Genomic DNA, 11,082 nt, shown 5'->3' on the forward strand with positions numbered 1-11,082 from the left:
CTAGAACCGCACCACGGCGGCGAGCGCCACGGCGCTCACCGTCGTGGTCAGCTCGATGGCGGCGCCCAGCACGTCACCGGTGATGCCGCCGAATCGGCGCACGCAGTGCCGCACCAACGCCGCGCCGCAACACAGCGCGGCCAGCACCGCGACCGGCCCCTGCCACGGCCGCGGGCCCGCCGCCAGCGCGGCGACCAGCAGCGCCGCGACCCAGGCCGCCACCACGGCCGCCGGCTGGCTGCCGGCGACCCGCGCGCCCAGGGTGCTGCCGGCGGCCGCCGGCACCGACCGGCGGCCGGCCAGCACCGCGGCGACCCGCCCGGCGCCGACCGCCACGGCCACGCCGATGAGCCCCGGCCGCCCCGCGGCGCCCAGCGCCGCGAAGGCCAGCCCTTGCAGGGCGATCACCAAGACGACGGCCGCCGCGCCGAACGGTCCGGTCGAGCCGTCGCGCATCACCGCCAGGGCGCGTTCCGGCGGGCCGTAGCAGCCCAGCCCGTCGGCCGTGTCGGCGACACCGTCGATGTGCAGCCCGCGCGTCGCCGCCAGCAGCGCCGCCACCGCCAGCAGGCCCGGCAGCGCGCTGGACGGTCCGAACACGTGAACCCCGCCCCACACGACGGCCGCGGCCAGCGCGCCCAGGGCCGCACCCACCACCGGCAGCGCCGTCATGGCCCCGCGGCCCATCGGTGCGGTGCGCGAACCCGGGACGGGCAGAACCGTGCCGAACGCGAAAGCCGTTGCCAGCGAACGCATCACGGCGGGGGAGCGGGCCGCTGGGAGACGCCGGCCTGGGTGAAGGTGGCCATCGACGACAGCGTGGCCACCGCGGCGCGCAGCACCGGCAGCGCCAGCGCGGCCCCGCTGCCCTCGCCCAGCCGCATCCGCAGGTCCAGGATCGGCTCCAGCCCGAGCTCGGTCAGCGCCAGGGCGTGGCCCGGCTCGGTGGACCGGTGACCCGCCTGCCACCACAGTCGGGCGCCGGGGGCCAGCCGCTCGGCGACCAGCGCGGCGGCCGTCACCGCCATCCCGTCGAGCAGCAGCGGGGTGCGCCGCACCGCGGCCTGCGCGCAGAAGCCCGCCATCGCGGCAAGGTCGGCGCCGCCGCCGCGGCGCAGCAGCGCGACCGGGTCGGGCAGCACCGGCCGCGCCCGGAACAGGGCGTCGCGCACCGCGGCCGTCTTGCGGGCCCATGCGGCGTCGTCGATCCCGGTGCCGAAGCCCACCACCGCGACCGGTTCGGCGTTGGTCAGCGCCGCCACCAGCACCGCGGCCGGGGTGGTGTTGCCGATCCCCATGTCCCCGGCGACGAGCAGGTCGGCGCCGGCGTCGACCTCCTCGTCGGCGATGGCCCGGCCCGCGGCGATCGCGGCGACGGTCTCGTCGCCGGTCAGCGCGTCCTCGACGGCGATGTCGCCGCTGCCGCGCCGCACCTTGTGGGCGCCGATCCGCTCGGTCAGCGCGTCGCCCGCCACCGCCAGGTCGGCGACCCGCACCGTCGCACCGGCGAGGTCGGCCAGCACGTTGATGGCCGCCCCGCCGGCGTCGAAGTTGGCGACCATCTGGGCGGTCACCTCCGGCGGGTAGGCCGACACCCCGGACCGGGCGACGCCGTGGTCGCCGGCGAAGACCACCACCCGGGCGCGCTCGAATTGCCTTGGCGGGCAGTGCCCTTGGCACGATGCGATCCACGCCGACAGGTCTTCCAGGCGCCCCAGCGCGCCCTTGGGCTTGGTCAGCGTGTCCTGGCGGGCGCGGGCGGCTGCGGCGACGCCCGCGTCGGGCGGCGACACCGGGGCGAATTCCATCATGTGGCCGGGGTTTTGATCGGCACCGCCTGCCCGGCCACCACCAGCACCACCCGGTCGCACAGCTCGGCGACGCGCTGGTTGAGGGTGCCGAGTTCGTCGGCGAACCGGCGCCCCGATGCGGTGGCCGGGACGACGGTCAGCCCCACCTCGGGGCTGACCAGCACCAGCGTGGAGCCGAACGCGCCGACCGCGGCAAGCATGTCGTCGACGGGCGCCGCCACCGACCCGCCGTCCCACCCGTGGTGGCGGTCCAGCGTGCCGGTCAGCCAGCCGCCCAGGTCGTCGACCAGCGTCGGGGTGCCCGGCGAGCCGCGCAATTGGCGTGCGATGTCATCGGTTTCGACCGTGGACCAATGCCCGGGCCGGCGGCCGCGGTGCTCGGCGACCCGGTCCGCCCAGCCCGCGTCACCGTCCGCGGCGGGCCCGGGGGCCAGGTAACAGACCGGCTGGCCGGCCGGCAGCGCCTCGGCGATGGCGTCCTCCGCCCACCGGGATTTGCCCGACCGGATCCCGCCGAGCACCAGCATGCGCACCGCGCTCAGGCGACTTTCCGGCGACGGCTATCCGACATCGCTGCCGCGCTTGACTTGCGGCCGTGGCGTGCGCAACCGTCGCATCTGCGACGCCCGGCTGGCCGCGTACAGGCCCAGCTTCCACCGGCTTTCGGTGTTGTCGGGGAACTTCGCGTCCACCAGCTTGCTCACCTTGCGGCCCAGGAGGAGCCCGTCGGCCATCATCACGGCCATCAGCACCAGCATCGCCGGGGACACGTAAAGCTGCAGCTGCGGGGTGGTGAACATGGCGAACATCAAAAACAGCGTCGCCGGCATGAACAGCCCCAGCAGGTTGCGCCGGGAGTCCACCACGTCGCGCGCGTAACGCCGGACCGGGCCCTGGTCGCGCGGCAGCAGATACGCCTCGTCGCCGGCCATCATGCGCTCGCGCCGGTCCGTCATCCGGGCGCGGTTGGCGGCCCGGTCGGCCTTGCGCTCCTCGCGGCTCAGCTTGGGCCCGGCCAGGGATTTGCGGCGGGCCCGCGCCTCCGCCGCGGTCATCGGTGCGGGCGCGACCGGCCCCTTGCGCGCCGTGCGCCGTGCCTCGTTGCGCTTGGGGGTCGGCCGGCCCTTGGGGCTCGTCCCGCGCGCTCCGCCGGACGGCGCCTCGGGGGTGCCTGCGGCATCGAGCGCGCCCGCGCCGCCGTCGGCGTCTTCGTCCTGGTCCTTCTTACGGCCCATCAACTTCACAGAGGCCAGGTTACTTCGCGGCCGACCGGCCCCGGAATTGGCTTGGAATGCCTTGCTATTAGACCTGCGTCAGCGCCTCACTTGGCCCTACTCTTACCAGTGATGAACGGCTGCCTGTGATGGACGACGGCACCATGGCCTCGGACGATGCTGCTTTGGGCCTCGCTCCCGGCCGTCTGCAGCTGCCCGCCATGCTCGTCCTGGTCGCCCCCGATTGTTACGGCGACAGCATGACGGCCGTGGAGGCCGCCGCGGCCATCGCGACCGGGTGGACCCGGTGCCGCCCAGGCGATCGATTCATCGTCGCCCCGCAGTCCGACGGCGGCCCGGGCTTCGTCGAGGTGCTCGCCAGCCGGCTGGGGGGCAAGACCCGGCGCCTGCGGGTGTCCGGGCCGCTGTCGACCATGGTCGAGGCCAAGTGGGTGTTCGACGCCGGCACGACGACCGCCTATCTGGAATGCGCGCAGGCGTGCGGCCTGGCCCTGCTGGGCGGACCGCCCACCCCGGAGACCGCGATGGCGGCCCACAGCAGGGGAGTGGGGCAGCTGATCGCCGAGGCGCTGCGGGCGGGGGCGACGCGGATCGTGGTGGGGCTGGGCGGCAGCGCGTGCACCGATGGCGGCCAGGGGATGATCGCCGAGCTGGGCGGCCTGGATACCGCCCGCCGTCAGCTGGCCAACGTGGAGCTCGTCGCCGCGTCCGACACCGAATACCCGCTGCTCGGGCCGTGGGGGGCGGCCAGGGTGTTCGGGCCGCAGAAGGGGGCGGACACCGTCACCGTCGCGGCCCTGGAAGTCCGACTGCAGGCGTGGGCGCTCATCCTGGAAGCGGTGGCCGGACGCGACGTCAGCGCCGAACCGGGCGCGGCCGCCGCCGGCGGCATCGGCGCCGGGCTGCTGGCGCTCGGCGGTCGGTGCGAGTCGGGCGCGGCGATCATCGCCCACCACACCCGGCTGGCCGACGATCTGGACATGGCGGAGTTGATCGTCACCGGCGAGGGCCGGTTCGACGAGCAGTCGCTGCACGGCAAGGTGGTGGGTTACCTCGCGGACGCGGCCCGGCCGCGGGGGGTGCCGGTGATCGTGCTGGCCGGACAGGTCGGCCTGGACAACGCCACGGTGCGCTCGGCGGGCATCATGGCGGCCCTGTCCATCGCCGACCACGCCGGATCGGTGCGGCTGGCGCAGGCCGACGCGGCCAATCAGCTCATGGGTCTGGCGTCGGTGGTGGCGGCGCGGCTCGGGAATAGCGGTCCCGCAAGGTACCGTTGATGCAGTGGGTCGTTTCCGGGCGGATCGGGCGGCCTGACGCCGAACCGGTGGGCTCGAGCCTGAAGGGACCCACCCAACGATGAGGCATGTAGGAGAAGCAATGACGGTGCAAAACGAGTCGAGCGCCAAGACGCACGGCGTGATCCTGACCGAGGCCGCCGCCACCAAGGCCAAGTCCCTGCTGGACCAGGAGGGACGGGACGACCTGGCGCTGCGTATCGCGGTCCAGCCGGGCGGCTGCGCGGGGCTGCGCTACAACCTCTTCTTCGACGACCGGACGCTGGACGGCGACCTGACCGCCGAGTTCGGCGGTGTGACGCTGACGGTGGACCGGATGAGCGCGCCGTATGTGGAAGGCGCGTCCATCGATTTCGTCGACACCATCGAGAAGCAGGGCTTCACGATCGACAACCCCAACGCCACCGGCTCGTGCGCCTGCGGCGACTCGTTCAACTGAGCAGCGGGTAACCGCGCGCGGGGGCCGCGCTCAGTACGAGCCCCCCGTGCGCAGCACGTACGAGCACACCATGATCTCGCCCCGCTGGAACAGCAGCTGGGCGATGCCCTGCAGTTCGCCGCGCAACGGGCCGCCGGCCGCGGGGGCGGCCTTCATGGTGAACAGCGCCTGCGCCTGGTACTGCGACAGGTAGACGATCTTGTCGACCGAGGTCACCTCGACCTGGGCGAACTGCTTGCGGAACGCGTCGCTGCTCAGCTTCGCCAACGCCTGGTCGGACCGCTTGTCGCGGACGGCGTCGTACATGCCGCACAACGCGTTGCGCTCGATCTCCGGGATGTCGCGATGGTCGAGCGCGTCCAGGTAGCCCTGGATGGCCGTCTTGGCCGCCCCCTCGGAGAACGTGGCGCCGGTGTTGGCCCCGTTGGTGCGGACGCCGTAGACGATCGCCACGGTCAGGGCGGCCACCAGCGCGACGGCCAGCAGAGTCCCGACGACCAGTCGCCGCTTGGACCGTCGCTGCGGGTAGGGCATCGACGGGGGCGGCTGACCGGCATAATTGGCAGAGCCCATCTCGCCGGCGCGGGGGTCAGTGGGGAACTCGAGGGGCTGAGCCTCGGCCGGGGGCTGGGGCCCGCTCGGTCCGCTACCGCCGAAAATGTGGTTCGGCGAGTGCGGACCTGCCATCGTGGTTCTCCTACGGTGGTAGACGGGACCTTTTGAGGGGGCTCGGTGCGGGATACCCCAAACCAGCGTCGTGGTCCCGGCGACTCGAGCGAGTTCCCTACGGAGGCTAGCGCACCGCTTCGCCTCGACCGTGGACACAGCGACGGTGCACACGCGTGCGTAAGCTAGATAACCTTACTAACGAAGGGCGGAGACATTCGTGACGATCGCGGTGACAGGTTCGATTGCGACCGACAATTTGATGCGGTTCCCCGGCAAGTTTTCCGAGCACCTGTTGGCTGAGCACTTGCAGAAGGTATCGCTCAGTTTTCTGGTCGACGACCTGGTGATCCACCGCGGTGGCGTGGCGGGCAACATCGCCTTCGCCATCGGCGTTCTCGGCGGCGACGTGGCGCTGGTGGGCGCGGCCGGGGCCGACTTCGACGACTACCGGCAGTGGCTGCAGTCGCACGGCGTCAACTGCGACAACGTACTGATCTCGAAGACGGCGCATACGGCGCGCTTCACCTGCACCACCGACGTCGACATGGCGCAGATCGCGTCGTTCTACCCGGGCGCCATGTCCGAGGCGCGCAACATCAAGCTCGCCGACGTGGTGTCGTCCATCGGTGAGCCGGAGCTGGTGATCGTCGGGGCCAACGACCCGGACGCGATGGTGGTGCACACCGAGGAGTGCCGCAAGCTCGGCCTGTCCTTCGCCGCCGACCCGTCCCAGCAGTTGCCGCGGTTGTCGGGCGAGGAGATCGACAAGCTCGTCGACGGCGCCGCCTACCTGTTCACCAACGACTACGAATGGGAGCTGCTGCTCAACAAGACCGGCTGGTCGGAGGCCGACGTGCAGGGCAAGGTCGGCCTGCGGGTGACCACGCTGGGCCCCAAGGGCGTCGACATCGTCGAGCCCGACGGCACGACGACACACGTCGACGTGGTCCCCGAGACCAGCCAGACCGACCCGACGGGCGTCGGCGACGCGTTCCGGGCCGGCTTCCTCACCGGCCGCACCGCCGGCCTGACCCTGGAGCGTTCCGCGCAGCTCGGCTCACTGGTCGCCGTGCTGGTCCTGGAGTCGACCGGGACCCAGAATTGGGGCTGGGACCGCGCGAGCGCCGTGAGCCGGCTGGCCGGCGCCTACGGCGACGACGCGGCCAACGAAATCGCCGCGGTCCTCGCCTGACCCCGGCGAGCAGACGCAAAATCGCATGGCGCGGCGCTGCCGCGCGCGATTTTGCGTTCCCCCGCAAGCGGGAGGTGCCCCCAGCTCGCGGCGAAACCGTCAGAGCTGCACGGGGTAATGCGGCTCGCTGATCTGCGGGACGACGCTGCGCTCGACGAAGATCGCGTGCCACAGCATGAAGATCAGCAGCGTCCACAGCCGGCGGCTGTGATCGCTGACCCCGTTGCGGTGTTCGTCGAGCATGCGCCGGACGGCGGCCAGGTCCACCAGCTGACCCGCCTGCGAGGACGCCACCAACCCGTAGGCCCAGTCCAGCAATTCGCCCGCCCGCAACCAGTGCCGGATGGGCACCGGGAAGCCGAGCTTGGGCCGGTGCAGCACGTGGGCGGGCACGATCGGCTCCAGGGCCCGCCGCAGCGCGTACTTGGTGGTGGTGCGGGTGATCTTGGCCTCGACCGGCAGCCGTGAGGCGACGGCGAACACCTCGGGGTCCAGGAACGGCACCCGCAACTCCAGCGAATTGGCCATCGTCATCTTGTCCGCCTTGACCAGGATGTCGCCGCGCAGCCAGGTGAACAGGTCGATGTGCTGCATGCGGGCCACCGGGTCCCAGCCGGCCGACTCGGCGTACAGCGCGGCGGTGACGTCGGTGTGGGTCCAGTCCTCGCGGAAGCCGGGCAGCACGTCGCGCAACTGCGCGTCGGAGAAGCTGCGGGCGTTGCCGTAGTAACGCTCCTCGAGGGTCAGCGAGCCGCGGTGCAGCAGGCTCTTGCCGCGCATGCCCTCCGGCAGCGGCTTGGACACCTTGCCCATCGACCGGCGCAGCGGCCGCGGCAGATAGTCGAACGGCTTCAGCGACAACGGTTCCCGGTAGATGGTGTAGCCGCCGAACAGCTCGTCGGCGCCCTCCCCGGACAACACCACCTTGACGTGCTTGCGGGCCTCGCGGGCGACGAAGAACAGCGGCACCAGGGCGGGATCGGCCACCGGCTCGTCGAGGTACCAGACGATCTCGGGCAGGGCGGCGACGAATTCGTCCGGGTGCACCACCTTGGCGACGTGGCGGGCGCCGATCGCCTCCGCGGAGGCCACCGCGACGTCGATCTCCGAGAAGCCCTCCCGCTCGAAACCGGTGGTGAACGTGATCAGGTTGGGGTTGTGCCGGATCGCCAGCGCCGCGATCGCGGTGGAGTCGATGCCCCCGGACAAGAACGCCCCGACGGTGACGTCGGCACGCATGTGCTTGGCCACCGAGTCCTCGAGCACCGCGGTGATCTCGTCGTAGCGGGACTGTTCGGTGTCGCGGGTGATCGGGGTGGCGGCGAAGCGTGGGACGAAGTAGCGGGTGACCTCGGGCTCTCGCCCCGGTCGGATGCGCGCGGAGCAGCCCGATTCGAGCCGGCGCACGCCGCGGTGCAGCGTCTCGGGCTCGGGCACGTACTGCAGCACGGTGTAGTGCTGCACGGCCCGTTCATCGAGCGCGGTGTCGAAGCCGATCAGGTCGGCCAGGTCCAGCAGGCATTTCTTCTCGCTGGCCACCGCCGTGCCGCCGGGGCCGGTCGCCATGAAGAGCGGCTTGATGCCGAAAGGGTCTCGGGCACAGAACAATTCGAGGTTAGCGGTGTCCCACAGGGCGAAGGCGAACATGCCGCGCAGCCGGGTGAGCACGCCCGCACCCCAGTAGTGGAAGCCGGCCACGATGGCCTCGGCGTCGCCGTCGGTGGCGAAAACCGCGCCGTGCGCCGCCGCCAGCTCGTCGCGGAGCTCGAGGTAGTTGTAGATCTCGCCGTTGAACACCAGCACGTAGCGGTCGGGGGCCTCCGGCGGCCCCCACCGCAGCGGCTGGTGCGAATGCGCGATGTCGATGATCGACAGCCGGTTGAAGCCGAAGACGACGGTCCCGTCCGCGCCCGGGTCCGCCCAGGTGCCCGGTTCGTCCGGCCCCCGGTGGCGCATCAGGTGCGACGCGCGGGCGATGGCAGCGTCGGCGCGGGCGGCGGCCTCGTCAGAAGCACCGTCGGTGGCACCGTCGGGGGCAGCGACGAACGCCAGCAGACCACACACGGCGCCCCAGTATGCCGCACTTCGGGTGCGCCCGCGGCGGTCACGCCCGGCACGTCCCCAAATGGCCGTCCGGCCCGGCGGGCCGGGGTTTCGTCGCTCGGGTCAGCGGCGTGGTCTACGCTGCGTAGTATTCGATAAACGAGCAGGAGGCGCCGACGTGACACCTCGCGAGCAGGTCCGTTCGCAACGTTTGTCGCAGGGCAGGTTTCAGGGCCGTTTCGGCAGCCGGTCCGGCGGCGTTCGGCAGGGTATGTCCCGTCGTCTGCGGCCGCTGGCGCTGGCCGCGACGTTCGGCGTGTTGGCGTTGACCCTGAGCGGATGCAGCTGGGAGGACGTCCTGGGCCTGGGCTGGCCCAAGGGCATCACCCCGCAGGCCCACGTCAACCGCGAGCTGTGGCTCGGCGCGACGATCGCCTCGCTGGTCGTCGGCGTCATCGTGTGGGGCCTGATCTTCTGGGCCTCCGCCTTCCACCGCAAGAAGGCCACGGACACCGAGCTGCCCCGCCAGTTCGGCTACAACATGCCGCTCGAGCTGGTGCTGACGGTGACGCCGTTCCTGATCATCTCGGTGTTGTTCTACTTCACGGTGGTCGTGCAGGAGAAGATGCTGCACCTGGACAAGGACCCCGAGGTGGTGGTCGACGTCACGGCCTTCCAGTGGAACTGGAAGTTCGGCTATCAGCGTGTCGACTTCAAGGACGGCACACTGACCTACGAGGGCGCCGACCAGGCGCGCAAGAACGCGATGGTCTCCAAGCCCGAGGGCAAGGACGCCCACGGCGAGGAGCTCGTCGGGCCGGTGCGCGGCCTGAACACCTCCGACCGCACCTACCTGAACTTCGACAAGGTCGAAACGCTGGGAACCAGCGACGAGATCCCGGTGCTGGTGCTGCCCACCGGCAAGCGGATCCAGTTCCGGTTGGCGTCCGCGGACGTCGTGCACACGTTCTGGGTGCCCGAGTTCCTGTTCAAGCGCGACGTGATCCCCAACGCCGAGGCGAACAACTCGGTGAACGTCTTCCAGGTCGACGAAATCAACAGGACCGGCGCCTTCGTCGGACACTGCGCCGAGTTCTGCGGCACCTATCACTCGATGATGAACTTCGAGGTTCGGGTGGTGCCGCCCAACGACTTCAAGGCTTATTTGCAGCAGCGCATCGACGGAAAGAGCAACGCCCAGGCATTGCAGGCGATCGGTCAGGCACCGCTCGCGGTGTCCACCCACCCGTTCGACACCCGCCGGGGCCAGTTGGCCGGAAGCCAGCAGTAGGTTAGGACACCAAATGCATATTGAAGCCAGGCTTTTCGAATTCGTCGCCGGGTTTTTCATTGTGGTTGCGGTGCTTTACGGGGTGCTGACCGCGCTTTTCGCCACCGGCGGCGAGGAGTGGGCGGGCACGACCGCGCTGGCGCTGACCGGAGGGCTGGCGTTGATCGTGGCCACCTTCTTCCGGTTCGTGGCGCGCCGCATCGACACGCGGCCCGAGGACTACGAGGGCGCCGAGATCAGCGACGGAGCAGGTGAATTGGGCTTTTTCAGCCCGCACAGCTGGTGGCCGATCTTGGTCGCGCTATCGGCCTCCGTGAGCGCGGTGGGCATCGCGCTGTGGCTGCCATGGCTGATCGCCGCGGGCGTGATGTTCGTTCTTGCTTCGGTGGCGGGGCTGATCTTCGAGTATTACGTCGGCCCCGAGAAGCACTGATCCGACCGGTCAAGGTCACAATCAGATCACGTGATCTGTGGCCGGTTCGCCAGGACTTCTTTGCCCCTCTGCGTTCGGTAGTGTTTTGCCCAGGCAATTGACAATTTCTCAAGCGCGCGCGCAGCGATATGGCCGCGGCGCCCCGCGCGCCGGTGAGGCAGTCGGACAGGGCAGGACAGGATGAGCGGGCCGAAACCCCCGGAATGGGAACCTGAGGAACCCGATTCCGTGAACGAGGCTCCCCACCAACCCGATTCCGGCGGCGAGCCCGCGGACGCCCACGATGGCGGCGGGCGCGAACCCGATGACGAGCTCGGACCCTTCGACGGCGACGCCGAGCCGGCGGCCGATCACACCGGGCAGACCGACGCCTACTCGCGGGCCTATTCGGCTCCGGAGTCGGAGCACTTCATCAGCGGACCGTACCTGCCGGCCGATCTCCGGCTCTACGACTACGACGCCTTCGACGAGGCGGCCGACGCCGAGGACGAACACGCGGCACCCCGCTGGCCGTGGGTGGTCGGAATCGCCGCCATCGTGGCCGCCATCGCGCTCGTGGTGTCGGTGTCGCTGCTGTTCGCGCGCACCGACACCACCAAGCTGGCCAACCCCAACACCACCACCGTCCCGTCGACGCCGCCGATGCAGGACGAGATCACCACCACCAAACC

The 11,082-nt window shown here is 70.9% G+C and carries 11 protein-coding genes and 1 pseudogene; 6 read left to right on the forward strand and 6 right to left on the reverse strand.

Annotated features, from left to right (window positions below; translation table 11 throughout):
- The 4 genes from BST44_RS25490 to BST44_RS25505 are packed head-to-tail and all read right to left on the reverse strand — an operon-like array spanning window position 1 to window position 3,055.
- A complete protein-coding gene (locus tag BST44_RS25490; protein WP_083179713.1) occupies window positions 1–759 on the reverse strand; it encodes an adenosylcobinamide-GDP ribazoletransferase in 759 nt (252 codons plus the stop codon).
- The gene (gene cobT, locus BST44_RS25495) at window positions 756–1,811 is read right to left on the reverse strand and encodes a nicotinate-nucleotide--dimethylbenzimidazole phosphoribosyltransferase (protein WP_142274694.1); all 1,056 of its coding nucleotides are present in this window, start codon (window positions 1,809–1,811) and stop codon (window positions 756–758) included. The genes BST44_RS25490 and cobT overlap by 4 nt, the downstream gene beginning before the upstream one ends.
- A complete protein-coding gene (locus BST44_RS25500) occupies window positions 1,808–2,344 on the reverse strand; it encodes a bifunctional adenosylcobinamide kinase/adenosylcobinamide-phosphate guanylyltransferase (protein ID WP_083179715.1) in 537 nt (178 codons plus the stop codon). The genes cobT and BST44_RS25500 overlap by 4 nt, the downstream gene beginning before the upstream one ends.
- A gap of 27 nt (window positions 2,345–2,371) precedes the next feature.
- Window positions 2,372–3,055 (reverse strand): DUF3043 domain-containing protein, encoded by a 684-nt coding sequence (locus BST44_RS25505; RefSeq protein ID WP_083179716.1) that lies wholly within the window; start codon window positions 3,053–3,055, stop codon window positions 2,372–2,374.
- Window positions 3,056–3,246: 191 nt separating this feature from the next.
- Between BST44_RS25505 and BST44_RS25510 the strand changes: the two genes are divergently transcribed.
- Window positions 3,247–4,326 carry a glycerate kinase family protein gene (locus BST44_RS25510; protein ID WP_040623692.1) on the forward strand — a complete coding sequence of 360 codons (1,080 nt, stop codon included), beginning with the start codon at window positions 3,247–3,249 and terminating at the stop codon, window positions 4,324–4,326.
- 100 nt (window positions 4,327–4,426) lie between these two features.
- Window positions 4,427–4,783, forward strand: coding sequence for a HesB/IscA family protein (locus BST44_RS25515; protein ID WP_007170830.1), 357 nt, complete (start codon window positions 4,427–4,429; stop codon window positions 4,781–4,783).
- Window positions 4,784–4,813: 30 nt separating this feature from the next.
- Here BST44_RS25515 and BST44_RS25520 read toward each other — a convergent pair whose 3' ends face one another.
- Entirely contained in the window at window positions 4,814–5,470 is a 657-nt protein-coding gene (locus BST44_RS25520; RefSeq protein WP_083179717.1) for an Rv0361 family membrane protein, read from the reverse strand.
- A 199-nt stretch (window positions 5,471–5,669) separates the two neighbouring features.
- Here BST44_RS25520 and BST44_RS25525 point away from each other — a divergent pair, with 199 nt between their 5' ends.
- The gene (locus BST44_RS25525) at window positions 5,670–6,644 is read left to right on the forward strand and encodes a carbohydrate kinase family protein (RefSeq protein ID WP_083179718.1); all 975 of its coding nucleotides are present in this window, start codon (window positions 5,670–5,672) and stop codon (window positions 6,642–6,644) included.
- 99 nt (window positions 6,645–6,743) lie between these two features.
- Here BST44_RS25525 and asnB read toward each other — a convergent pair whose 3' ends face one another.
- Window positions 6,744–8,708, reverse strand: coding sequence for an asparagine synthase (glutamine-hydrolyzing) (asnB, locus tag BST44_RS25530; protein WP_083179719.1), 1,965 nt, complete (start codon window positions 8,706–8,708; stop codon window positions 6,744–6,746).
- A 157-nt stretch (window positions 8,709–8,865) separates the two neighbouring features.
- Between asnB and ctaC the strand changes: the two genes are divergently transcribed.
- The 3 genes and pseudogenes from ctaC to BST44_RS25545 all read left to right on the forward strand — a co-directional run.
- A complete protein-coding gene (gene ctaC / locus BST44_RS25535) occupies window positions 8,866–9,978 on the forward strand; it encodes an aa3-type cytochrome oxidase subunit II (protein WP_142274695.1) in 1,113 nt (370 codons plus the stop codon).
- Between the two features lie 13 nt (window positions 9,979–9,991).
- Entirely contained in the window at window positions 9,992–10,411 is a 420-nt protein-coding gene (locus BST44_RS25540; RefSeq protein ID WP_083179721.1) for a cytochrome c oxidase subunit 4, read from the forward strand.
- 180 nt (window positions 10,412–10,591) lie between these two features.
- Window positions 10,592–11,082 (forward strand): annotated as a pseudogene (locus BST44_RS25545) (MmpS family transport accessory protein); the annotation flags it as partial.

The organism is Mycobacterium scrofulaceum, assembly GCF_002086735.1.
GTDB lineage: Bacteria > Actinomycetota > Actinomycetes > Mycobacteriales > Mycobacteriaceae > Mycobacterium > Mycobacterium scrofulaceum.